Annotated in this window: 28 protein-coding genes and 2 pseudogenes; 17 read left to right on the plus strand and 13 right to left on the minus strand. The window is 44.5% G+C overall.

Features of this window, described 5'->3' with window-relative positions:
- A pseudogene (locus JGK20_RS17715) lies at positions 1 to 78 on the minus strand (single-stranded DNA-binding protein); the annotation flags it as partial.
- Positions 79 to 408: 330 nt separating this feature from the next.
- On the opposite strand from JGK20_RS17715, the gene JGK20_RS17720 reads away from it, so the two are divergent.
- The 3 genes from JGK20_RS17720 to mreD all read left to right on the plus strand — a co-directional run bounded on the left by JGK20_RS17720 (position 409) and on the right by mreD (position 2,873).
- The gene (locus JGK20_RS17720) at positions 409 to 1,416 is read left to right on the plus strand and encodes a rod shape-determining protein (RefSeq protein WP_293181959.1); all 1,008 of its coding nucleotides are present in this window, start codon (positions 409 to 411) and stop codon (positions 1,414 to 1,416) included.
- An 87-nt stretch (positions 1,417 to 1,503) separates the two neighbouring features.
- A complete protein-coding gene (gene mreC, locus JGK20_RS17725; protein WP_293181836.1) occupies positions 1,504 to 2,310 on the plus strand; it encodes a rod shape-determining protein MreC in 807 nt (268 codons plus the stop codon).
- Entirely contained in the window at positions 2,307 to 2,873 is a 567-nt protein-coding gene (mreD, locus tag JGK20_RS17730; protein WP_293181838.1) for a rod shape-determining protein MreD, read from the plus strand. The genes mreC and mreD overlap by 4 nt, the downstream gene beginning before the upstream one ends.
- 521 nt (positions 2,874 to 3,394) lie before the next feature.
- Here the strand turns inward: mreD and JGK20_RS17735 are convergent.
- Complete coding sequence (locus tag JGK20_RS17735; protein WP_293212077.1) at positions 3,395 to 4,186, minus strand: HAD family hydrolase; 792 nt, start codon at positions 4,184 to 4,186, stop codon at positions 3,395 to 3,397.
- Positions 4,187 to 4,473: 287 nt separating this feature from the next.
- On the opposite strand from JGK20_RS17735, the gene argB reads away from it, so the two are divergent.
- From argB to JGK20_RS17785, 10 genes and pseudogenes are all read left to right on the plus strand, one after another.
- A complete protein-coding gene (gene argB / locus JGK20_RS17740) occupies positions 4,474 to 5,373 on the plus strand; it encodes an acetylglutamate kinase (protein WP_293181842.1) in 900 nt (299 codons plus the stop codon).
- Positions 5,374 to 5,515: 142 nt separating this feature from the next.
- Positions 5,516 to 5,995, plus strand: a complete 480-nt coding sequence (locus JGK20_RS17745) for a hypothetical protein (protein WP_293181844.1) — start codon at positions 5,516 to 5,518, stop codon at positions 5,993 to 5,995.
- Between the two features lies 1 nt (position 5,996).
- On the plus strand, positions 5,997 to 6,437 hold the full coding sequence (locus JGK20_RS17750; RefSeq protein WP_293231584.1) for a hypothetical protein: 441 nt from the start codon (positions 5,997 to 5,999) through the stop codon (positions 6,435 to 6,437).
- Positions 6,438 to 6,557: 120 nt separating this feature from the next.
- On the plus strand, positions 6,558 to 6,833 hold the full coding sequence (locus JGK20_RS17755; RefSeq protein ID WP_293191644.1) for a hypothetical protein: 276 nt from the start codon (positions 6,558 to 6,560) through the stop codon (positions 6,831 to 6,833).
- 43 nt (positions 6,834 to 6,876) lie between these two features.
- Positions 6,877 to 7,241: pseudogene (locus tag JGK20_RS17760) on the plus strand (papain fold toxin domain-containing protein).
- Between the two features lie 18 nt (positions 7,242 to 7,259).
- Positions 7,260 to 7,634 carry a hypothetical protein gene (locus JGK20_RS17765; protein ID WP_293191646.1) on the plus strand — a complete coding sequence of 125 codons (375 nt, stop codon included), beginning with the start codon at positions 7,260 to 7,262 and terminating at the stop codon, positions 7,632 to 7,634.
- A gap of 203 nt (positions 7,635 to 7,837) precedes the next feature.
- Positions 7,838 to 8,131, plus strand: a complete 294-nt coding sequence (locus JGK20_RS17770; protein WP_096828231.1) for a DUF433 domain-containing protein — start codon at positions 7,838 to 7,840, stop codon at positions 8,129 to 8,131.
- On the plus strand, positions 8,128 to 8,472 hold the full coding sequence (locus JGK20_RS17775) for a DUF5615 family PIN-like protein (protein ID WP_293191651.1): 345 nt from the start codon (positions 8,128 to 8,130) through the stop codon (positions 8,470 to 8,472). Before JGK20_RS17770 ends, JGK20_RS17775 begins: the two co-directional genes overlap by 4 nt.
- A 153-nt stretch (positions 8,473 to 8,625) precedes the next feature.
- The gene (locus JGK20_RS17780) at positions 8,626 to 8,970 is read left to right on the plus strand and encodes a DUF6883 domain-containing protein (protein WP_293231586.1); all 345 of its coding nucleotides are present in this window, start codon (positions 8,626 to 8,628) and stop codon (positions 8,968 to 8,970) included.
- Positions 8,954 to 9,217, plus strand: a complete 264-nt coding sequence (locus JGK20_RS17785; RefSeq protein WP_293231588.1) for a DUF4926 domain-containing protein — start codon at positions 8,954 to 8,956, stop codon at positions 9,215 to 9,217. Before JGK20_RS17780 ends, JGK20_RS17785 begins: the two co-directional genes overlap by 17 nt.
- A 191-nt stretch (positions 9,218 to 9,408) precedes the next feature.
- On the opposite strand, the gene JGK20_RS17790 is transcribed toward JGK20_RS17785, so the two are convergent.
- The gene (locus tag JGK20_RS17790; protein WP_293231590.1) at positions 9,409 to 9,870 is read right to left on the minus strand and encodes a hypothetical protein; all 462 of its coding nucleotides are present in this window, start codon (positions 9,868 to 9,870) and stop codon (positions 9,409 to 9,411) included.
- Between the two features lie 108 nt (positions 9,871 to 9,978).
- Positions 9,979 to 10,194: a hypothetical protein gene (locus tag JGK20_RS17795; protein ID WP_293231592.1), complete on the minus strand. Its 216-nt coding sequence runs from the start codon at positions 10,192 to 10,194 to the stop codon at positions 9,979 to 9,981.
- An 88-nt stretch (positions 10,195 to 10,282) separates the two neighbouring features.
- Between JGK20_RS17795 and JGK20_RS17800 the strand changes: the two genes are divergently transcribed.
- Complete coding sequence (locus tag JGK20_RS17800; protein WP_293231595.1) at positions 10,283 to 10,420, plus strand: hypothetical protein; 138 nt, start codon at positions 10,283 to 10,285, stop codon at positions 10,418 to 10,420.
- A gap of 48 nt (positions 10,421 to 10,468) precedes the next feature.
- Here JGK20_RS17800 and JGK20_RS17805 read toward each other — a convergent pair whose 3' ends face one another.
- Both JGK20_RS17805 and JGK20_RS17810 read right to left on the minus strand, forming a co-directional pair.
- Positions 10,469 to 11,113 carry a calcium-binding protein gene (locus JGK20_RS17805; RefSeq protein ID WP_293231598.1) on the minus strand — a complete coding sequence of 215 codons (645 nt, stop codon included), beginning with the start codon at positions 11,111 to 11,113 and terminating at the stop codon, positions 10,469 to 10,471.
- A 152-nt stretch (positions 11,114 to 11,265) separates the two neighbouring features.
- A complete protein-coding gene (locus JGK20_RS17810; RefSeq protein WP_293231601.1) occupies positions 11,266 to 13,410 on the minus strand; it encodes a hypothetical protein in 2,145 nt (714 codons plus the stop codon).
- Between the two features lie 255 nt (positions 13,411 to 13,665).
- On the opposite strand from JGK20_RS17810, the gene JGK20_RS17815 reads away from it, so the two are divergent.
- Complete coding sequence (locus tag JGK20_RS17815; RefSeq protein ID WP_293231603.1) at positions 13,666 to 14,100, plus strand: DNA-binding response regulator; 435 nt, start codon at positions 13,666 to 13,668, stop codon at positions 14,098 to 14,100.
- A 258-nt stretch (positions 14,101 to 14,358) separates the two neighbouring features.
- Here JGK20_RS17815 and JGK20_RS17820 read toward each other — a convergent pair whose 3' ends face one another.
- From JGK20_RS17820 to msrA, 4 genes are all read right to left on the minus strand, one after another.
- The gene (locus JGK20_RS17820) at positions 14,359 to 14,937 is read right to left on the minus strand and encodes a DUF948 domain-containing protein (RefSeq protein WP_293231605.1); all 579 of its coding nucleotides are present in this window, start codon (positions 14,935 to 14,937) and stop codon (positions 14,359 to 14,361) included.
- A gap of 180 nt (positions 14,938 to 15,117) precedes the next feature.
- Entirely contained in the window at positions 15,118 to 15,459 is a 342-nt protein-coding gene (locus tag JGK20_RS17825) for a YtxH domain-containing protein (protein ID WP_293181877.1), read from the minus strand.
- Between the two features lie 35 nt (positions 15,460 to 15,494).
- The gene (locus JGK20_RS17830) at positions 15,495 to 15,800 is read right to left on the minus strand and encodes a hypothetical protein (RefSeq protein WP_293231608.1); all 306 of its coding nucleotides are present in this window, start codon (positions 15,798 to 15,800) and stop codon (positions 15,495 to 15,497) included.
- 311 nt (positions 15,801 to 16,111) lie between these two features.
- The gene (msrA, locus tag JGK20_RS17835) at positions 16,112 to 16,765 is read right to left on the minus strand and encodes a peptide-methionine (S)-S-oxide reductase MsrA (RefSeq protein WP_293231611.1); all 654 of its coding nucleotides are present in this window, start codon (positions 16,763 to 16,765) and stop codon (positions 16,112 to 16,114) included.
- 315 nt (positions 16,766 to 17,080) lie between these two features.
- Here msrA and JGK20_RS17840 point away from each other — a divergent pair, with 315 nt between their 5' ends.
- A complete protein-coding gene (locus JGK20_RS17840; protein ID WP_293153881.1) occupies positions 17,081 to 17,218 on the plus strand; it encodes a hypothetical protein in 138 nt (45 codons plus the stop codon).
- A gap of 503 nt (positions 17,219 to 17,721) precedes the next feature.
- Here JGK20_RS17840 and JGK20_RS17845 read toward each other — a convergent pair.
- Together JGK20_RS17845 and JGK20_RS17850 are read right to left on the minus strand one after the other, a co-directional pair.
- Positions 17,722 to 18,648, minus strand: coding sequence for a hypothetical protein (locus JGK20_RS17845; protein WP_293231614.1), 927 nt, complete (start codon positions 18,646 to 18,648; stop codon positions 17,722 to 17,724).
- Positions 18,648 to 20,516 carry a 3-oxoacyl-[acyl-carrier-protein] synthase III C-terminal domain-containing protein gene (locus tag JGK20_RS17850; RefSeq protein ID WP_293231617.1) on the minus strand — a complete coding sequence of 623 codons (1,869 nt, stop codon included), beginning with the start codon at positions 20,514 to 20,516 and terminating at the stop codon, positions 18,648 to 18,650. Before JGK20_RS17850 ends, JGK20_RS17845 begins: the two co-directional genes overlap by 1 nt.
- 433 nt (positions 20,517 to 20,949) lie before the next feature.
- Here JGK20_RS17850 and JGK20_RS17855 point away from each other — a divergent pair, with 433 nt between their 5' ends.
- Complete coding sequence (locus tag JGK20_RS17855) at positions 20,950 to 21,966, plus strand: hypothetical protein (RefSeq protein ID WP_293231620.1); 1,017 nt, start codon at positions 20,950 to 20,952, stop codon at positions 21,964 to 21,966.
- A 254-nt stretch (positions 21,967 to 22,220) separates the two neighbouring features.
- Here the strand turns inward: JGK20_RS17855 and serS are convergent, their stop codons facing one another.
- Positions 22,221 to 23,501 (minus strand): serine--tRNA ligase, encoded by a 1,281-nt coding sequence (serS, locus tag JGK20_RS17860; RefSeq protein WP_293181893.1) that lies wholly within the window; start codon positions 23,499 to 23,501, stop codon positions 22,221 to 22,223.
- Positions 23,502 to 23,636 lie beyond the last annotated feature (135 nt).

Below are 23,636 nucleotides of genomic sequence, written 5' to 3' on the forward strand. Positions count from 1 at the left end.
AACTGTACCAGACTCAAAATACTTCACGTCCGGGTCGCCACCGACGCGGCCGACCAAAGTCACAACATTAAGACTCATAAATTTTTTCGGGAATGTGCTCGATTGGTGATGTAGTTAAAATCTCCCTGAACGGCGAGATCCTCCAAAATTAACTTGGAACAGCGCGAATCAGGGCTTCATCCTGATTTTACACCCACTTACCAGAACATATTTATTGTGGATGATTGGCGAGCCTGAATTCAACATATGCTCGACAATGTACATTTCTGACTAGACTCAGGATGAAAAACGTAATAGAATCCACCTCGGTTACACTTTTGTAACAACATTATTGCACACATTAGTATTTTAGTTTTGGGGGGGTACAAATCAGTGGGTCTTCTCAATCGATTTTCCTTATCTAGAGATATGGGTATCGACCTCGGTACTGCTAACACGCTCGTTTATGTATCCGGCAAAGGTATTGTTCTGCAAGAACCGTCCGTAGTGGCGATCGATCAAGACTTGAAAATACCGCTGGCGGTTGGAGAAGATGCTAAAAAAATGCTCGGGCGCACGCCTGGGAACGTCATAGCACTGCGCCCGCTGCGTGACGGGGTAATCGCCGACTTCGATACTGCCGAACTCATGCTCAAGACTTTTATCCGCAGGGTTCACGAAGGCAAAAGCTTAGTTTCGCCGCGGATCATTATTGGCATCCCCAGCGGTGTCACTGGAGTCGAGAGGCGGGCTGTCATTGAGGCGGCTACTCAAGCTGGTGCTAGAGAAGTACGGTTAATTGATGAACCTATCGCTGCGGCGATCGGGGCTGGACTGCCTGTGGCTGAGGCGACTGGCAATATGATTATAGATATCGGTGGGGGTACGACGGAAGTTGCGGTTTTGAGTTTGCAAGGTACGGTGATCAGTGAGTCAGTCCGGGTGGCGGGCGATGAACTCAATGAGGCGATCGTCCAATACATGAAAAAAGTTCACAATTTGGTGATCGGCGAACGTACTGCTGAAGAAATTAAAATTCAGGTTGGTTCAGCATATCCAACTCCACAGGATGACGACGTGATGATGGAAGTGCGTGGGTTGCACTTGCTCTCCGGTTTGCCACGAACTGTTACGATCAAAGGCCCAGAAATTCGCGAAAGTATGTCGGAACCTCTTTCAGTAATCGTGGAAGCCGTCAAGCGTACTTTGGAACGCACTCCCCCGGAATTAGCAGCAGATATTATTGACAGAGGAATTATGCTGGCCGGTGGTGGGGCGCTGATGAAAGGTTTAGATACTCTGATCAGTCACGAAACAGGAATTGTCACTCACGTGGCAGCAGATCCTCTGTGCTGCGTAGTTTTGGGAACCGGTAGGGTCTTGGAAAACAAACAGTTGGAACGGGTTTTCAGCGGGCAGTCGTCACGCAATATGTAGTTAACAAATTTAGGATTTTGGATTTAGAACTAGGGCTGCCATCTAAAATCTAAAATCCTGACATAACAATTTTAGATTAGTGAGATTATGCTAAAAAACACACTCCGCAGGTGGTGGGATCTGCGTCTACAAATTGCTCTTTTAGGTTTAGCTGTAACAGCCGCTTGGGGAGTTCGACAAACACAAGGTGCTGCACTATTTGAAGTTTACAATTGGGTGACTCGTCCGTTTCACGCCAACGGCTCTGGACAAGAGCAGCTCATCTCGGCGCGCACTCAAGAATTGCAAGCACAGGTATTAGAATTAGAAACTCAAAATCAGAAGCTAAAAGAGCTTGTAGGTTACGTGTCTGCTAAGAAATCTAAAGGGATTGTCGCTCCTATTGTCGGCCGCAGTGCTGACCACTGGTGGCAGCAAGTAACTTTGGGGCGCGGCAGTAATGATGGTATCAAAACAGATTTTACTGTGATGGGCCCGGGCGGTTTAGTAGGTCGGGTTGTCAGCGTTACTCCTAATACTAGCTTGGTGCTGTTAGCTAGCGACCCTACAAGTAAATTGGGTGTGGGAATTACCCGCAGTCGCAACATGGGTTTTATGCACGGTAAAGGCGGAAATCAGGCTGTGATGGAGTTTTTTGATAATGTTCCCAATGTCAAGCCTGGGGATGTGGTTTCAACTTCTTCTTTCAGCCAGTTATTTCCTGCTGGTTTGCCGGTGGGAAAAGTGGTTTCGGTGGATCTGAATAAAACTCCGGCCCCGGAAGCTATTGTTGAGTTTTCTGCACCGATGAATTCTCTGGAATGGGGGGTAGTTTACCCCCACGATAAGCAAGCCGAACTCAAGGCTTCGCAGGGTGAATCTTCTGCACCGTCAGGGGGAGCAAAGCAGCAATGAAGCGTTTACCTCGGATGTCTTCGCGATTGCGCCAATTTCTCAACTTCGGCGTTACATTTGTTTCTGTGATGCTGTGCATATTGATATTGCCCACCCGGATGCCGGGAATGGAATTGTTGGGAATTAGCCCGAATTGGCTGTTAATTTGGTTGGTAGCTTGGAGTATTAAGCGGAAGCGTACAGTTTTGGGAGCTGCTAGCATGGGTATGGCTTTGGGGTTTCTTCAAGATGCGATGACTGCTCCTCATCCCACCCATGCTGTAAGTCTAGTTGTTGTCGGTGTCTTAACTGTTGTTTTGCAGAAAAGCTGGTCGATTCCGGCTGATATTGTTGAGAGAGATCCGATTCCGATCGCCTTAATTGTGTTTGGGATGGCGGTGGTGGCGGAAACGGTGATGGGCCTGCAATTTTTCGCTATGGGCGATCGGGCTTTACTGGACATTTGGAGTTATCACCAGCGTGTGGCTTTGTGTTCTGCTATTCTCAGCAGTCTTTGGGCTCCGGTGATTTATTTTCCCCTCAATCGCTTGTGGGAAATGACAAAGAAATTAGAAAAATCTTAGTCAGTTGACAGTTGACAGTTGACAGTTGACAGTTGACAGTTGACAGTTGACAGTTGACAGTTGGTAGGGGCGGTGCCCCCGTTCCCGCCCCTGACAGGTGTAGGTTTTCCCCTGGCAAAACCCAGCAAATCTAGACAGTGCAAAGGTTTTGGGCTTTTGCCTCTTAAAATCTCAAACTCTTATGGGATAAGGCTTTTACCAAAAAACTACACCCGTCAGCGTGCCCGCCCTCTCTCTCTCTCAGTTGACAGTTGACAGTTAACAGTTGGCAGTTTTCATTAGACCTCTTGCAAAAATCGGAAAACACCCTGAAATTATCTGCGTTTATCTGTGTTTATCTGTCTGAAATCTGCGGTTGAAGGATCGATCGAAGACTTATGCAAGAGGTCTATTAGTTAGCTTAATTGGGGCTTACACACGGGTAGCGAGAAACCGGGTTTTTTACGAAAATACTTCTAATCAGCCCACTGATTCGGTAAAAAACCCGGTTTATAAAATTCGGAATGCGTCCAAGACTGTAGTCAGTCTACTATCACTTGTGGTGCTGAACCTAATAAGTGATGAACGGCAATAATCAAGTCGCTAAGAATGAAATTCGGCTGGTGCTTTTGCAGTTGATAGCGGCTGCGAATGCCGCAGGTAACGGCAATTGTAGGTATTCCCAATGCTTGTCCGGCGAGGATATCTGCTTCGGTATCTCCGATCATCCAAGCCGAGTTCAGGGATGACTCAAATTCTTCTGCAACTTCAGCCAACAATTCAGTTTTTAAGGCTGTATAGTTGTGATATGCAGCATCCGGCATCTGAGTGCCACGAATGCTGGTAAACAATCTGGCTAAACCGTAATTTTGCAATAGTTGAACGGCTTGATTTCTCGGCCGCAAGGTGACTAAAATCAGTCGCACGCCGCGAGAATGCAGAAGTGCGATCGCCCATTGTACTCCTGGCTGGATGCGATCTAAGTGCAACAAGTCTGGCTGATTGACAATCCGACTCACGCATCCGAGAAAAATGTGAATTTCTTCTCCCGACAAGCCGGAACTTTTGGCTATTTCAGTATCGGGGACTCGGTTTTGTTTCATTTGCCAAAACTGCTGTTTGCTGAGAATTTGGAGTTTGAGGTTGATTCCCTGGGCCGCGTAGGCTGCTTGGGTGTCGGCCAATCCCTGTTGATAGGTTGTGTAATAGCGATCGGACACATCGACAATAGGCCCGTCTAAATCGCAAAATACGGTCATCCGGGGGGACGAGTCAGCGTCTGATGGTAGCTTGTATTGAAGGTTTTCGGAGTCTGGGGTAACAGCAGTTAACATATAAGGTTAAGTAAATCTGGGTAGCGATACATTTATTTACTTTAGCAAGAATTGTATAAGTTAGAATAGAAAGATTAAACTTAGATTATTAAGAAAACCTATTTAAATTCGGGATCCTCTTCGAGGGCTGCGCCAACGGGCGATCGGGCATGGAATGGGGCATTAATCTGCCTGCTGACTAATGACTAATGACTACTGACTAATGACTTCTTCATTCTTTTTGCATTTGTTGATGATAGCTGGAGACATTAAACTTTAGACTTAAGTTTTTAGCCATTTGTCCTCATATGCTCAAACACAGCGATTTTGCGCGGAACGTAGAAACCAATCGGGTTCAGGTGCTTTCAGAAGCACTGCCTTACATTCAACAGTTTGCCGGCCGCACGATTGTGGTCAAATACGGCGGCGCGGCAATGAAGGATGGCCGTCTCAAAGAAAAGGTAATCCGAGATATTGTGCTGCTATCCTGCGTGGGGATGCGTCCGGTGGTGGTTCACGGTGGAGGCCCGGAAATTAATATTTGGCTGGAAAAGCTGGGCATTGAGCCGCAATTTAAGGATGGTTTGAGGGTGACTGATGCCGCGACGATGGAAGTCGTGGAGATGGTTTTGGTGGGGAAGGTGAATAAGGAAATTGTTTCGTTAATTAACCAAGCTGGTGGCAAGGCAGTAGGGTTGTGCGGCATTGATGGCAATCTGATTCAAGCTCGTCCAGATGGCCGGGAGGGGATTGGGTTTGTGGGCGAAGTCAGCGGCGTAAAAATCCAGATTTTGGAGTCTTTGGTCAACAGCGGATATATTCCGGTGGTGTCGAGTGTGGCTGCGGACGAAAACGGTCAATCTTACAATATTAATGCTGACACGGTGGCTGGAGAGATTGCGGCTGGTTTGGGAGCAGAAAAGTTAATTCTGATGACTGATACTGCGGGAATTTTGGAGGATTATCACAACCCAGACAGTTTGATTGTGAAGTTAGATATTCAAGAGGCCCGACAGTTAATTGAGTCTGGGATTGTTTCTGGGGGGATGATTCCGAAGGTTAATTGTTGCGTGCGGAGTTTAGCTCAGGGCGTTAAGGCTGCTCATATTATTGATGGTCGCCTGGAACACGCTTTGCTGCAAGAAATTTTCAGCGATTCGGGTATTGGGTCGATGATTGTTGCTTCGGGATACGGTGGGACGAAGTAAAATGTATTGAAGGGCGATCGCACTTTCGGACAATAAGGGCGATCGTCCTTTTTTCAAAACTGTAGCAACCAATAGTCAAATCGCATAAAAGGTGAGTAATTGACTTGCTATACTTAAAGCATCATGCTAGTTTGTAAGTCAGATGAACACCATCGCGATCGCCCTTTCAGATGAACGCCTACTAAAATTACAACAAGTCGCGAACAACTTAAATGTCTCGATAGAAGAGTTAGTTTTAATAGGCATAGAAAACTTACTCGCACAGGAAGAAGTTTCTTCACAAAATACCGCTCAAAATATTCTCAACAAAAATGCTGAAATCTCCCCTGAGATAGTTGAGAAATTTTATGCACTAGCCTCGGATTGGGAGGAAGATGTTGCTGGACTGTCTTCAACTGCCCAAATGTCTCAGCATCCTGCCTATCAGGAAATTATTAGTATGGGAACTCAAATCCTACCGCTGTTGCTATCAGAATTGAAAAAAAATCCTGTTTACTGGTTGTCGGCTTTGGGTGCAATTACGGGTGAAAATCCGATTAAACCAGAACAAAGGGGAAGGATAAAACAGATGGCTTCAGCTTGGATAGAGTGGGGTAGAAATCAAGGCTACGCGATTGAATAGAATGTATAGAAGACCAGAATTTGAATTTAAGTGGCCGAATTTGTCTGGCACGGATTATCAAGTTACCAGTCCGAAATCTCAAGAATATAACTGCTTTGCATGGGCTGCTGAGGAAGACGATCGTTGGTGGCAACCGATACCTGGAGAGCAATTTTATTGGCCTGACGGTGTGCCACAAGAGGAGACTCTAGAAGCGTATATTCAGGCTTATGAGACGCTGGGATATGAAATTTGCAAGGACGATATATTAGAAGTTGGATATCAGAAAATAGCGATATATGTTGACTCAAGCGGTATTCCAACTCATGCAGCTAGACAATTAGCTAATGGTAAGTGGACGAGTAAGCTTGGCTGGTTAGAAGATATTGAACATGAACTCGATGGATTGGTTGGCGACAGGTACGGAATTATCGGTCAAATTCTCAAACGTGCGGTAAATTAGGGAAGAGCGATCGTGATAAAATACTAAAATAAGCTTAACAATAAAAAAGTAAAAGTTAAGTTATGTTAAAATATCCTCAACAAGACCGCTTTTCCACCATACCGCACAGGAATCAGTGCCATGTCCATTTCTCAACCTGAAAAGCCACAGTATTTAAAACCGATTAATCCCCCCGATCTTCAAATGCGGGCGATCGCCTACAGTTTAGATACTTTAATTCCAGGGCTCTACATTTGGCTGGGTGTGATCAGAATTCGGATTGGGGGTAGCGAGCCCGAAGAAAGCTATCCGGGGACTATTCATAGTCCAATTGGCATTGCTTTAGTATTCCCTGGCTACCGCATCTACAGCACTTATCAAGGTAGCTATGACTCTACGGATAACTATTTATGGTAAAGCGGAGTTAGGATGGTACCAAGAGATGGTCAAATAATTAAACATGATCGATGATGAATTACGACAACAAATTTCAGAAATAGCTAGTAAATTTAAGCTGTTTGAATGTAATACTTGCGCTTTAAGCATCCAAGAGTTTTTAATTCAAAGGGGTATTTCTGGAAAAAAAGTCAAAATTTACACTGGCAGTGCTAAGGGGAAATATGGTAATATTACCATGATGACCTCAGACAAAATATTGCTACGAATGGAAGGCATGAAGCGATTGCAGTTCAAATTAATGGGGAGGAATTAATTTTTGATAATATCCACAATCAAGGAATTTCTAAACAAGAGTGGTTGGGAAATTTTTATTGTTTGGCGATCGAGCTGGGCGGTCAATTTGAAATTGCGGAAATTGAATTTTAGCTGAAAGGAGATGAAACAATGTTAGATTTGTATGATTTGCTAGGAAAAATCAAGCAAAGATCGTCTTTATACTTGGGGAAGCGATCGCTTAGTCATCTTCATGTTTTTTTGGACGGTTATACCTTTGCCCGCCGTCAACTTGGTATTCCTATAACAGAACAAGAAACAAAGTTTGAAGAGTTTCAAGAATGGATAGAGAATCGATTTAACCAAGCAGACACTCAATCTTGGAGTCGGATTATTCTTTTTTATTCTGAGGATGAATCAGATGCTCTGAAGCGCTTTTTTGATTTATTTGAAGAATTCTTGAATAGTGAACAGTTACCAAAAGATGATGCAACAAATAATTGCGAAATGTCTGATGAGTTGAGTGTTGTAGGTGTAAATGGTTGAGTCGGATATTGAGAGGGATGGGAAAGGGCGATCGCACTTTCGGACAATAAGGGCGATCGAGCTTTGACGAGTTTTTATAGATGCCGACTTGCCTGACTTAGACAAGCTAAATTCGCTTCTTTTAAGTTATGTTAAAGTGTAATCAACAAAAACGAGTTTTAGGGTAAGTTATAATCAAGATCGATGTGTCCGGTTAATCTCCCATGACTACACAATCTGCTTCGCGTTATGTCGCACGTCACCCTGAAATCTTACAAGGGGAACCAATAATTGCAGGAACGAGAACTTCTGTTCGTGCGATCGTGGAATTGTGGCGTTTGGGTATTACTCCTGAAGAAATCCCGATGCACTTACCTCATCTGAAATTAGCTCAAATTTTTGACGCACTGAGCTTTTATTTGGATAACCAGGAAGAAATAAATACTTATATTGAGCGCAATCGAATTCCCGAAGAATTGATTCATCCTGCTGTGAAAGCTGCCATGAAAAAACCGTGAAACTATTTGCAACTATTCATACAGATGAAGATGTTTCTAGGCTGGTAGCGACTTTGCTGCGGGCTAGGGGTTTTGATGTGACGACAACGAGCGAACAGGGAATGTTGAGTCAATTGGATAATCAACAATTGGCTTATGCTGCATCTGTCGATCGATGTTTGCTCACTCACAATCGTGTGGATTTTGAGCGATTACACCTAGAATATATGACAGAAGGATGGGAACATTCTGGAATTATTGTGACTCCTCAAAAGAACGCCTATGAGATTGTCCAACGGGTTGCTATTCTATTAAATACGTTGACGGCTGATGAAATCGCCAATCAGCTTTTATATGTGTAAATTGAGCGTCTATTGAAAAATGAGCGATCGCCCTTTGGGATTCGGCATGGGAAAGGCGATCGCACTTTCGGACAATAAGGGCGATCGTACAGCGACAAAGCATCTACCTTACAATAAAAATTGAAACTAATTAGGGGGTGAGCAGGAGTTATAATGAAACTACCCAATGGCGATCGGGCTGAAGTTTCTCTGCAAAAGCTAGTCGGCTACTGCTTAAATCCAGATCGTTCTCGTGGAAAACACAAAGCCAGAGTCTTTGCATCGGTTTTGGGAATTACGGCTAATAATGCAGAAGTTTTGCAAGAGCTTATTCAAAAAGCAGCCATTGAAGGTGAAGTTGTCCAAGAAAATACTACTGATTTTGGGCAACAGTTTAAAGTTGATTGGACTGTACCCGATACAGCGGGGATTGAGCTTCGGACAATCTGGAAAATTACTTTGACTAATTCTAACCCTCGTTTGATTTCAGCTTTTTTAAACCATGATAAAAAACTTTAGACTTTTGGATTTTGTGGCGATTCTCAAGCCGGTTTCAAATACGCGATTAACTCTAGTGGAACCGGAATACGAATCTGTTTCTAGTTTGCCAGTAGGACTTGTTGGAACTATTGTCGAAGTGTATGATACGGGAAAGGAATGTCAGTATTTAGTGGAGTTTTCTGATAGTCAAGGGATTGAATATGCTATGGCTATTTTGAAGGCAGATGAAATTTTAGTTCTGCAATATGAACTCGCAGTTGCTTAGGAATGTGAAGGGAATAGAAGTTCGATAAGCGCGAAATCACTTTTGGAAGGAAAGGGCGATCGCCCTTTGGGATTCGACATGGGAAAGGCGATCGCCCTTTTGGTTATTTGGGGAAAAGGGCGATCGCACTTTCGGACAGTAAGGGCGATCGCACTTTGGGAAAAAGAAACAAGTGCGCTACACTCAAAGCATTATGAGACTGCTTTGAGGTATTGTGTTACAGGCTTCAAATCGATATCATCGTTGTCAGTCAGTATTTTGAATAAATCGCGCGGGATGCCGGCCGCAATCAAAGCTTCCATAGCGCGATCGAGCTTTGAGAAGTCTTCATAGATGCCAACAAACTGACTTACGCAAGCTAAAGATTCATCTTTCGGGTCATTGACTCCTGTGTATCTGTACTGAATATCAAAACCTGCTTTTTCGCCAATTTCTTCGATATCCCAGTCTACAAGATTAAGATCGATCGCTTCAACGGCTAGGGCAATATGACCGGGCGGTATGGTGTCAAGAGGTTCGCAGCACCAGCCCTCAGAATTGTTCCAGACACTCTTACCTTGAGATTCTCGAATTTTCATGTATTTTCCCTCACTGAAAGTAGCAGCGAAACCAGGCTTTGCCTTCAGGGCGAACATCTGCAAGAGACCGTTCATATTCCGTTGCTAGCTGTTGGCATTTCTTTTTCGCTTCTTTTAGGTTATACGCTTGTACGGGTTCGTTGATGGGATTGCCAAGCTCTTCTTTTTCCCGATCTGGATCTCTCACTCGTCCCCCTTTTTGCTGCTGTTGCTGGATGAGGGGGCTTGCTGAGCCTGAAACCATATCTCGATCGCCTCTTCCAACCCTTCTCCTATATTTAGCTGCTTGAGAGTACACGCAGCTTTAAACTGAAGTCCTAGTTCTTTTCGGACATCTCCCGATAGCTGTATGTAATTTGGGTCATGTCGCTTGGCTGACACTTCTGTACTTTTTCCCATTTAGGCTTCCTCCAATTTTTATATTCTCACGATCGTACACCTGTTCTGCTGATATGTTATCATGTTAACAAGTTGAATATGTGCGGGAGTGATAAAAAAGGGCGATCGCTTTTGGGATAGCTGGATGGAAAGGAGCGATCGCCCTTTGGGATTCGGCATGGGAAAGGCGATCGCAGTTTGGCCAGTCCTCATAGATGCCGACACTGAAAGTAGCATCGCACTTTAGGAAAAAGACCATCGCCCCTAAGAAGAAAAGGGGCGATACTACTACATTTCAAAGCAGAATAGGGGAAATTGGGGAATCAGGCAACGAAAAGTCAGGAGGCAAAAACACGGGCGTATCTGGTCGAGGTATAGGCGTACTCTGAAGAGGTGGCTGATTAGCTAACAAGTTTGCAGTTGTGATACTGGAAGCCTGAACATTATTCAGTTGGGCTAATTGTTCACCTGTACTTTTCACAGTCAGGAGAGTATTCGCACCTGCGGTTTGAATCAAGATGTCATTGATATTTACATCGGCTGGTACTTTGATAAAATCAGTCGTATTGTCAAAGTCGGTGATGATGTCTAAACCGCCACCTGTAGACAGGGCAAATGTATCATTTCCCTGTCCGCCAGTGAGGGTATCAATGTCCCTGTCACCTGAGAGAAAATCATCGCCTTCACCACCAAACAATTGATCGTTGCCTTTGCCACCAAATAAAGTGTCGTTTCCCTCTCCACTTGAGATGCTATCTTGACCGTCGTTTCCCAGAATTAGTTCGCTGATGGTAGAGCCTGTAACTGTATCATTGCCACCTAGAACAAATACACCACCAGGAATATTTGTTAGTAGTCGAGGGGATAATTCGATTAATTCTGCGGTGTTATCGCCGAACAAGCGAAATAGACCATTATCATTGATGAATCTTAATGCCATCGTTATTTGTTCTCAAGTCTGAAGTTTACTGGAACCAGAACGGGATTTTATGGGAATGAAATTGAAAGTAATTGCTTTTAACACAAAATGAGCGATCGCTTAGCATTGACAAGGTAGATTTGTCCTAATTCCATTCAAGTTAATTTTATGGATTAAGAATTCCAGGTTCTTTTAAAGTCACCATTAGAATTTACATAATTCAATCCATTTATTCCGCTAGCAAAAGTGGCTGTTATCACACCCTCTTGAAAAGCATTTTTTCCTTGAGATTCCTGTTTTAATAAATTACCTATGTCGTCAAATCTGTCTGACTGGTGAGATGGAAAATCGAAGTCACGCAACATTATCTCAGAGAAAATATTGACGACCTCATTGTGATAATCGGTGGCTTTGTTTGATGCTTTTTCCTTGGGACCTGAACCCCGTTCTTTATAGCCCGTAAAATCAACTATATAGGAATCGTTAGCACTACTAGCTCTAGGATTATCACCTGCTAAACCTGCCACGGTATCCGCGTCTGAAACGACCAACGCAATAGACTTAGTTGCGGCCTTACTAAACTCTACTACACGATCATCAATCCGGTCTCCTGGGTTATTGCCATCAATATCGTAACGATCAGCAGGAAAAGCTGGATCAAGTGCAACAAGCTCCTTAACACCTCCACTTATCCTTCCTATCTCAGAGGCAACGTAAGAGCCTAAACTATGACCTAATAAAATAGTTTTTTCAGGAGCTATTCCTAATTCTTTCAACCTATTTGTAGCCCAGTCAGCAACTGGTCTGATCCGCTTCGCAGCGTCGTAAGGAGGCTGCGAATCACTTTTTGCTGCATCCTTCCAGTCTAAGTACAGTACCTGAGAGTTTGGGTAATATTGACTATATGCTGCTCTTTTTGCTAAGCCAGTTATCTTCTCATCTTCCTTACCACCACCACCACGACCATGAATCACTACAACAGTGTCTTTGTTGGGGTCAATATTACTACGTTCAGCTTTACCCTTATCACCATCTTTATCGTAAAGCGATAGCTCGACTCGGAATGTCTTGTTTTCTACTGTGATAGCTTTGTTACTATCCCAAGACAGGGAAAAACTGGCATCACCTGTTTCTTCAGCATATCCAAAATTCACCCAATATTCACCACTTTTGGTAGGAGTAAAAGCGTATTTTTTACCCTCATAAGCATTCTTAAGCCAATCACCATTTTGACCGCTAATATTACTCCATTCATTATTACTAAAATTAGCGCTAACTGGTATGGCTCTTATCTTGTAATAATCATCGGATTTTACTGAAAAATTGTAGGTTACATCCGCTTCAAAATCTGCTTTTCTCCATAAAAATACCCCAAATTTATTAGAACTTACACCAGTATTACTCGGAAACCCATCACCCCAATTTCGAGAAATAACGTTTCTGTAAGAAGCAGCATTCCCGTCATTACGAGTAAATAGCTCCCATTCTTTGTTAACGACTTTTCCTGAACTCCAATCAAACATTAATCCCCCCCAGTCTTGAGAAAAATTAATGTCCCCAACTTTTGCATACTCTACTGAAAGTATTTTTCCATCGATCGCAACAGTTGCAGTATCGTCCTTACTCTTCAACGCCTTAATCTCACCGTCACTCAACTCCTTACCCTTAACAACCGCCCCAAAAATCGCCCCCTCATCTCCCGGTGAATCCGTAACATTCAACCGCGCATCAACAGAGTGCCCGATTTCTTCCAGCAACACATCCGCAACCGCCGCCGGATTCGCCGCATTCCCCGCCAAAAATTCCTTCGATAAATAAATCGTATCCGTCGCCGCTGCAAAAGCCCCATTCGCCCCATCAATCTCAGCAGACGAGACAACCTTCACCGGCGGAATATCACTAAAATCTCCCTGAAACCATTCTTCAGCTAAGGCTTTCGCAGCCGCAGCATCCCAGTTTTCCCCAAAAGCCACATTCAGCTTAGCTGCGAAATCTGGATCGGCTGCAAACTTACTCAAATCCCCATAAACCTCTGACATCGCCTGACCTGTTAGCAAATCGACAGAGCTATCCGGTAAACTCGTGTTGGAGTCGGTACTCACCGCACTAGCCATCCGGGTTAGCAAATCGTCAGGCAAGATGATATTGTCATAGGCTTCTGGCGTTAAAGTCGGGATATTAACTTCCTGAGCAACACCCCCCGTTAGGACGCGGTTAGCATCTAGCTGCGGGATAATAGCCTTAGTCGGTTCTAGGCTGGCATTCCAAGGTGCGATCGCACTTTCGTTATTAAATTCAGGCGTGAAAAAATTAGACACGTTATTTCCTCGTGTTGAATCGGGACAAGTACAGAGACTTACCGCGTGTTTGCTGGTATTAAATAAATGATTTCTCGTCAAAAACGATCGCGCCCATGACTGACTCTGAGTATTCCTACTCCGCGCTACACCGCTTCAACAAACTCAACTATGCCTGATGTATGTAACAATACACTAAGGATAGCTAGCATACAACTAACAAACGTTAGCAATTTTGGTTATGCTAGCGTTAGCTAAATATCATAAAATCTGAAAATGGCACAAAAAGAAGACTTATTTGCCGAAGCAGCCCAAAACTGGGACTTAGAAAGGCTTTACGAAGCTTTCGCAGAAGCTAAACGGCGTTGCAGTCCCGCCGAAATAGCTAAAAAAATGTTTCAGACTCCCAAAAGTGCAGAGGTTTATCTGTGTAAGACTTTATACCAATATGTTAAAAAACTGGCAGATTTACCGAACGAACCAGTGGGAAATTGGAGAAATGTTTGCGATCGGCTAGAGGAAGGAGGATTTAAAGTTCAGTCGTCAGCACAATTTAAAGTTAATAATTCTTTGCCGACAGAAGCATTAGTAAAAATAGTTAATATAGGTTGGCTTGAACAAAGTACAATATCGATGGATATCAATATTCAGTTAACATTCCCTTCAACTTCAGAAACTCCAAAAAAAGAAGACTTAGATAAAAACGGTTAGATGTGCGATCGCACAACCCAAACAAATCCCACAAATCAACCCTCTCTTCTCTTAGTCCGCGGAGGCGGACATCGTTTGTATAGCCGCGGTTTCAACCGCCGAGGCTTCCTCGATCTACGCGCGGTTTCAACCGCCGAGGCTTCGTTGATCTACGCGCGGTTTCAACCGCCGAGGCTTCGTTGATCTACGCGCGGTTTCAACCGCCGAGGCACGCGCGGTTTCAACCGCCGAGGCTTCCTTGATCTACTATCCAAAACATCAAGAATCGCCCGATCGCACTTCCTCAAAATCTTCAGCATCCGCCGGCAAACCAGAACCCTCGCCATTCCTCAACCGTGGCGATTCGCCATTACCCGCACCCGCAGCGTAACCCCCAGAATACCTGTCATCCAAACCCGAATCCCTCAGCGAAATCGCGCTTCTTTGACTCTGCGACAATCGATCAGATCGGCGATTTGTCCCAGAAATCGGCGGCTTCCGAGTTAAAGTTTTCCAAGCAGCCTTAATCCCCGTCACCACGCTGCGAGTTGTCACCTGCACGTTTTGCGCCTGCTTCTTCGCGCTACCAATACTGCGATCGACCTGTTTGACAACCTCCCCCGCACTTTGCACCCCATCGCTGACATCATCCGTCAACTCGCTAATTTCCAGCCCCGTCAACCGAATCGCCTCCAAAGTCGGCGGAAACTCGCGCGAAAGCGTGTCAGCGAGCTTTTCCACGCTGCGCGCCGCCCGCGTCAATGCTTGCACCGCAGGTATCAGAGTCACTAAAACAGCAGTTAAGCTAACCGCCACTAGCAAAATCGAAAGTCCTAGCCAAAATAAGGGATCGCTCACTTGAATCTCGGATTTGGGGTTTGGGAATTCATAGGCTGCTGTGGATTTAATTTTACAGTCAATGTGTCATGAAATTCTTGTGGGATGGGCATCTTGCCCGTCCCGAAGGCTGAATATTCTTGTGGGATGGGCATCTTGCCCGTCCCAAACAGCAATGAATAATGGCTGAAAGTGGTCGAGTTAGCGGACGGGAGGGCGCGACGGGGGAGTCACTTCGACTTCTGTTTCCGACAGCGTTTGACGTTCCCGCTGAGTCGCTTCTAAACCCGCGGCGATCGCCTCCTTGAGTCTAACCAAAGTTTCGTCCCAATTTCGCAGTGCAGTCTCCGAAAGTCGATCGGCTTGCAATTGGACGCTAGTCGATAAATCCTCCGCCAACTCCGGCAAAGCATCGGCAGATTTTTTCAATATCTGCCGCGTCTCCTTGCCCGTTCGCGGTGCCATCAGCAAGCCCGTCACGGCCCCGATCGCCGAACCCACCAACAGACCGCCAATAAATAATCCCGAACGTTTACTTGACATTTTTATAACTACTCTTCATACAACTTTAGGATACCTTACCTCAAACGTCGATCGCGCCTGCGCCAAAGCGTCCGTCCCAAACCCAGCAATCCCAAAAGTTGCTGAACCTGTTGCAGTTGCGATTCCAGTTGTTGATAATTCCGCCGTAATTGGTGAGTACCTTGCTGCCTTTTAGCAAAGAAATCCGGCGATTTGCCGAGGACATTGCTGCTACAGCGCTCTATTGCTGCGATCCGAACTTCAAAACGTGCGATCGTCCGCCTGATTTTCCACACTCTCGCAGCTATATAAAAACAGACCAGAGATATCATTAAATTGATAATTACAACAGCCGTCAGCATTTCTTACCTATTTTCAATTATTAACATATTCCGCTGTTTTTGGCGAAATTATAGCCCTATGTTGTAGCGACACAGCAGTGTTCATTAGTGTCAAATCAAGTCTGAAGCCTGAGAAATCTCGCTTTTATCTGAGGCAAGATCCCCCTAAATCCCCCTTAATAAGGGGGACTTTGATAACTTCCTGTCCCCCCCTTCTTAAGGGGGGCTAGGGGGGATCAGGCCTTAATCGTCAGACAGCAAATCTGCACTACGTCTTATCTTAAATTGACACCAACGAACATGATTGTGTCCCCATCAATCGGGATAAAACCTCAAGCCTGAGACATAGCCGGCAAACAAACCTTAGTACCGCCCAAACCGCAATAACCGTTCGGGTTTTTAGCAAGATACTGCTGGTGATAGCTTTCCGCGTAATAAAACTCAGGAGCATCAATGATTTCAGTAGTAATCTTGCCGTAACCAGCGGGCGTCAGAGCTTGCTGGTAAGCATCCCGCGAAGCTTCAGCTAGCTGCTTTTGGCTGGCTGAATACGTGTAAATTCCCGATCGATATTGAGTACCCGAATCATTACCCTGACGCATTCCCTGAGTCGGATTGTGGCTTTCCCAAAAAACTTTTAGCAGCGTTTCGTAACTCACTACTTTCGGATCGAACACAACCAAAACAACTTCATTATGTCCCGTCATCCCGCTGCAAACTTCATTGTAAGTAGGATTCGGAGTAATCCCCGCAGCGTAGCCAACCGCAGTCGAAAAAACACCTTTTTCCTGCCAAAATTTGCGTTCCGCGCCCCAAAAACAGCCCAGGCCAAACATGGCAGTTTCCATGCCGTTTGGAAACGGAGGCTTGAGGGGATTGCCATTAACAAAGTGAGTTGCCGGTACCGGCATCAACTCTGCCCGCCCCGGCAATGCGTCTTGGGGAGACGGCAGACTCGACTTTTTGCCAAATCCAAATAGCGCCATAAGTTTGTGAGGAGATCTCTGATAAACGTCTTTACCTTACTTAATAATATCAGATTTTTGCGGAAAATAGTCGGCCTTTTGAAGATAGACGATAAAAGGCACGAGGCAGAATTGTTTTTCGGAGTTTTTTTGTGATACCGCTCACTATAAATGAATTTTTCAATCACACTACATAGTGCTATCTGTCACCACAAAATGCCTGAAATATCACCTGTTGTTGAGGCAACAATCACCCGGATATTCTGCAAAACAGGCGATTATTAAAAGTATAGCGTTGTAGAATTATTCAATACGATTTATTTGGAGTGTGTAGAAATGGCAGCTAAACCTTGCAATAAACCTTTAAAATCTAATCCATTTATTACTTACCGCGATCCGATTACAGGCAAGTGGATTGTGATCTATCATGATTTCTCGAAATTAGCAGAACAACCACAGCTAGCACTGGCTTGAGATTTTTTATTGATTTTATCTTAAAATCAAGAATGTTTGGCAACTTGTTGGGTGGCTCAGCTTAGAGGTTTTCGATGATTCAGCAAATCAAATTATACCAATTTGCCAAATTAATGCAAGAGTATATGTAGGGTGTGGATCCCTCGACAATCTCTAAAAAAGAGTAAAAATCGGTGGGGCGACGCACCTTACACATTAGGTGAACTAAACAACCCTCCGTTTCACTCCGGCCAACAATTTTATAGTTGCCACATTTTTTATAAATGGTATTATATCATATAGCGGTTCTCAGAAAGATGAGGTACGTTGTTGGGCTTTAGCCTTCTTAGTCTAAGTGGTTATACGATCTGCCAGTTATACCTCATCTTTTTGAGAAAGGCTATATCACTCAATTATCCTTAGTAAATTTTTTTGTAGTGAGAAATTGAGTTCTCTTGAAATTATGCGGACTGAAGTCTCACTACGAACCTATTTGATTTTTTTTATTCGAGAGCTGACGCACCCTAATTTTCAACATGGCTCATCTCTTTTCGCAATTCCAAATACCGATAGAGATATTCCGAAATTATTCCGTGCAAAAACAAGTCGCGCGCTGCATTAAACGGACTGTTTGGTGCTAGCGGATGGCGGTTGACAATTACATGATTCCAGTCGTGATTTCCGGTAATCTGGCTCACGTACACTCCGAAGTTTTCATCTAATTGAAGCGACATTACCGCTCGCGCAAATTCGTCGCTAGTCAAACAGAGAGAATAAAATACTTTAAACAATTCGATCGCAGATTCTAAATCCAAAATCCTCAGCCACCTCGGCCTTTCAAAATCTATTGCAACTGTTACAGGTTGAATGCTATCATAATTAATTCCGCGTTTTTGGACAAGCTGCAACCAGTTGGGATTTGTCAGCATTGCCTGGTTGTAATCCCAGACAAAGTTATACAAAATTAAATCGTGTTCGAGAAAGGCATTTTCTGCTAAATCGCTAACTGTACGCGGATAAAGTTTTGACTTTTCAATCTCGGTGTCCGGGCCGTTGTCAATTAAGAAGTTGATAATGTTGGAACCGATGCTGATGTGCCGCACAATTAAATAACAAGCTTCGGGCGAGACAAAGTTATTTAGGAAAAATGCAGCCGATTTGTGCATTAAAGTGTAAGCGCGAAATTGAAAGGGCAACAAACGCTTTGCGATCATAATTACCGCTAGCAACAAGTTAGCAATTATTTTGATCGGGATGAGCAAATAATTGCGAGTCCAGTTTTGCAAATCCCGCATCATATATGCTTTTGCAACTAAATCGACGGGAATTGACCGATCGCAAAACAGGACATCCCAAACATTCGGATCTCGGCGGTTGTACGGTTTCGTCGCATAGGGGATTTGCCGCTCATCGGGGAGACTTTCGATATCTTGTTTTTGCAGCTTTTGCATTAGCGGATTTCCTCCAATTGCAGCAAATATAAACGAGCAGTGACGCGGGCGGTTTTGACAATGCGACGGGCGATGTCCTCTGTCATCCATTCGGCATTAATCAAATTTTCTAATTTGGCTAAATGCGACTCGTCATTAGCTCCGTGATAAGCTAAAAACGATACTTGTTCGTCTTGCAAACCGAGAGTTTCTTTGATTTGTTTTGCCCACTTTCCCGCCAACCGATTTCCCAATCCTTCGATGATAAACATACTGCCAATTAAATCAACCGGATTTTCCCGCGATGCTTGGTGGAAGATAAAAGCTGACAGTGCTTCGCTGCCAATATTCTTATCATATTCCACAATTTTTGACAACTCGCCGCCGACAGAAACATAATTCCGTTCTAACATTTGATAGTCGCGGTGTTCGTCTTGGGCGTGTCCTATAAAAGTCGATCGCAAACGAAAGTCAGTCATGTTAGAAGCAGCCCGAGCAATCCAGCGCGCTCCCTCGACAACTTGCGGGCGGAGATTGCACAGCAAAGCTTGATAGTCTTCTATTGTAAACTCTCCCCGGTACAATTTGCGGACAATAGGAACGGAACGAATTTCGCGATCGAATCTCAGCCAAATCCAGGCTAACTCCCGCAACAAATAAGCTTGCGGAGAGTAAAACATTTCCGGTTTAACACTTTCGAGAGGCGAAGCTTCGGGAACATCAAGGGATTGAAAACTTTGAGAAGTCATAGATTTATTAGTGTTTTCCACAACAGTTAACATCATGTAAGCCGTTGTAAAGCGACCGCTTTCCGGAACAAAACAAAAGATTTTTTGTCCAGACTGCAACTTGCCAGAGTTGAACAATTCCTCTAACATTAAATAAATCGCTGCACAGCCTGTATTTCCCCGCGAGTACAAGTTAGTAAACCATTTTTCTTCGGGAATCATGCAGCCTGCTTGTTCCAAAAGTTCGACAATTTGTCCCCGGAAAAAGTGAGACGAATAGTGGCACAGCAGCCAGTCAATTTCCTGCGGACAAACTCTCCCTGATTTAATCAAGCCCAGCCAACCTTCAACGCCTAATTTCATTACATTGTCTAGCAAGCGAATATTTTGCCGCAAGTCAAAGGCTCCGGCTGTGGCTGCATCGAGGTAGGATGAATAATCTAACCAGCTTTTGGTTGATGTTTCGTTTGCTAATCCTGAATACATACAAACTGGATAGGCGTTGGCGTGGGAAATCAATTCAATCCATTCTATTTTTAAGCTAATTCCTGAGGCATTCGGATGGTTTTGGAGCAAAAATGCTCCGGCGCCGTCGGATAGCATCCAACGCAGAAATTCTGTATCGAAAGGTAGGGGTTTTCCGGCTTGGACTGATGTTTCTGTTTCAAATTTGCTGCTTTTGAACAGGCGCGAGGGAAATTCGGAGGCTACGGCGATTGCTGTTTGTTTTTTGCCGAGTTCGAGTTGAGATGTGGCGTAGTTTAAGGCGGTAACTCCCGCACAGCAAACTCCTTGAGTTGAAACTATTTCTAGGGGAGATAATTCGGAAAGTTCCCCATGTACTGTGCTGGCAAATCCTGGTACTAATAAGTCTGGTAAAGTGGTAGCGCAGGCTAATAAGTCGATCGCCCCTGGTTCCAGATTTGCCTGGGCGATCGCGTCCCGGACAGCAAAAGCCGCCATTTGGCTGTTAGAATACAGTGTTTGCTGCTGTTTGTCGATCGCGTAATAGCGCAGTTTAATCCCGTTACTGTTGAGAATGCGCTGTCTGACTCTCGAAGGGCGATCGGCAATTTTGCCTAGATACTCCTCCATCTCATCATTATTAATCGCTTCTCCCGGCAAAAATTTCCCAATCCGATTGATATAAGCGCTGTGCATACCCTAAACCTCTCAAAATACTAATTTAGTCGAGTTCGTTGTTTGTTAAGTAAGTAAGTAAGTAAGTGAGTGTAAATCAATTTAACCAGAAAGAATTGGTTGAAAGCCTCTCCCTGATCGGGAGAAATTAAAATCAGACTATTCATTACTCCAATCCTCGGACTTAAGGGTAGAGGCCGCTCTCAAACTGTCAACTGTCAACTGTCAACTGTCAACTGTTCAACGACATACTTAAATCAAGCCTGAAAATATCTAAAATTGATTGTGCTTTGTGAAGCACTGAACCTGCAAGGAGCAACCAGTTGTATTGTAGAGTCAGGGGAAATCAGACAAGTTCAGCAACAGCGGCAACAAGTAACATGAAGCGGGGTGAAGTTTTTTGTAAAATTAAGCCAAAATATAACTAGAGTTCCTTCCCTGCTTCCCGACTGAAATGGATATTGCAAAACTAGATGCTTGGTATTCTCAATCTCAGCGCCGCGCTGCTGTTTCCCTGTTGATGAAACGAGTAGGCGTCACTCGCACTAGGGCTGAATGCTTTGTCAGGCTTTGGATTTACTTATCAGTGAAACAGCTTCAGGAAAGCCAGCCCCGCGTCAAACCGCCGCTGACTAAACTGGAATTACCAGCCACAGAAGTGCAGTGCACTCACCGGGAAGCAGCAGAACTATTTTACTCGGATTCCGATCGCGGGAGCGATCGCGCCGCCGGCATGATGTTAGATAAACTAGAAGCACTCGGATTGATCGAAAAACACTTTGACGGAAACGCTACAGCAATTCAAATTCAACCCATCCCAGAAATTTTAGATCCGCCGAAGCCCGAAAATTCAGTCAAACTCAAATTAGATGATTTTAACCCTCGGTGCGATGCAATTCCCGTCGCTAATTTACTAGCAAGCTATTATAACTGGATGAACCGCAGTACGAACGCAGTTCCCCAAAAGATTGCTAAAGTTATTCGGCTTTCGGCTGCTCAATATTCAAAAGGAATGCGAGTTTTGCGTCGCTGTGACAATCTCAATCCAGTCGGATTTTATTTACTTTATCCCACCGCTAGCGAATCGGATGTTAATTTTTTTAGTGCTCCGAGCAAAAGCCTGCATTTAAGTTCTGTTTCTGATATCGATCCTTTCAAGATGGCGCTACCAGGAGATCGGAATTGCCAGTCAGTGTTTGTCCGCTGTTGGGTAATCGATCCGAAATATTTAGAAGAATACCGAATTACTTTGATTGAGGATGTACAAAAAATTTTAGTAGAAATCCAAACAGATTTTCCCAATCTTTGCGACTTGTACACGTTAATTATTCACCCCAGCTATGAAAAAATGTCCTATGCTTTGGGGTTTCAAAAGACTAACAGTGATGCTCAGTTATCTCTTTATTGGATGTATTTAGCGTTGGATAGATTTTTGGCGCTGGATATCAAGGAAGCACTAAAAAATTTGTAAGTCAGAAACCCCGTTTGAGTCGGCGGTTGAAACCGCGCCTACACAAACAATGTCCGCCTCCGCGGACTCAAGAAGATCGCCTAATTTCAACCGCCTTTGCCTTCAACCCGCGGAGGCGGGTTTTGTCTGTATAGACGCGGTTTCAACCGCCGTGTCTTCGTAGTTTACAATACCTCGCAACCGCCTTTGTCTTCAACCCGCGGAGGCGGGTTTTGTCTGTATAGACGCGGTTTCAACCGCCGTGTCTTCGTAGTTTACAAAACCTCGCGACCGAGATAAGATTGGAGAACTTCCGGCACTTTTACCGTCCCATCCGGCTGCTGGTAATTCTCCAAAATAGCCGCCATTGTCCGCCCCACAGCTAAACCGGAACCGTTAAGCGCGTGCACGAATTGAGTACCTTTTTTCCCCGCTTCTTTAAACCGAATATTTGCCCGCCGCGCTTGAAAATCTGCGACATTGGAACAACTCGAAATCTCGCGGTATTTGCCCGCAGAAGGCAGCCACACCTCTAAATCGTAGGTTTTTGCCGCCGCGAAACCTAAGTCGCCGGTACAAAGCTCGATCGCCCGATAAGGCAATTTCAGCGCCTGCAAAACACCCTCAGCATCCTGCACGAGCTTTTCGTGCTCGGCTTCAGAGGTACTCGGATGCACCAGTTTTACCAATTCCACCTTATTAAATTGGTGCAACCGAATCAATCCCCGCGTATCTTTGCCGTAACTTCCCGCTTCCCGGCGAAAACAAGGAGTGAAAGAACAGTGATAAACTGGCAACTGTTCTGCTGTCAAGATTTCACCTCGGTACAAATTCACCACCGGAACTTCAGAAGTAGGAATTAACCATAAATCGTCTTGATCGCACTTAAAACTTTCTTCAGCAAATTTCGGCAATTGACCTGTAGCAGTGAGGGATTCGGTATTAACTAAAAGTGGGGGAATTACTTCTATATAACCAGCTTTTGTATGGCGATCGAGCATGAATTGAATAATCGCTCTTTCCAGGGCTGCACCTGCGCCAACTAACGTGACAAAGCGGGGACTAGCGATTTTTACTGCCCGTTCAAAGTTGATAATTCCTAATTTTTCGCCGATTTCCCAGTGGGGCAAAATCTCGGGATTTTGGGGAATGTATTCGTCTCCCCAGCGCCGGATTTCGATGTTTTCATCTTCATTTTTGCCTAACGGAGTTGACTTACCGGGCAAGTTCGGCAATGGTAACAATAGAGCTTCTATTTGAGCTTTTAAGTCTTTTTCCTGTGCTTGCAATTCGTTCGACTGCGTGCCGACTTCGTTACCTTCGGCTTGCAGAGTCTGAATTTCGGGAGATTCGAGGGGTAAACCCGATTTTCTTTTTTGCCCGATGAGTTTGGCTATTTCGTTGCTGCGGGCTTGCAGTTGCGATCGCTTACCTTCCAACTCCCGCTGCTGTTTGTCTAGTTGCAGAATTGGCTCGATTTCGTGATTGCCTCCGCGAGTGTTGAGGCCCTCTTGTACGGCTTGCGGATTTTCTCGGATTAATTTGAGGTCTAGCACGGATTTATTTTAAATAATATAGGACTTGCCGATCGCCAACCCGATTTCTGGAAAAATATCGGCTTTCGCGAGCATAGATCTACGAATCTACAGGCTTTCTGAGGATTTTTGCGTCAGTCCTATCTTAGGTTAACA

The organism is Microcoleus sp. PH2017_05_CCC_O_A, from assembly GCF_020738785.1.
In the GTDB taxonomy this organism is placed as follows: Bacteria; Cyanobacteriota; Cyanobacteriia; order Cyanobacteriales; family Microcoleaceae; genus Microcoleus.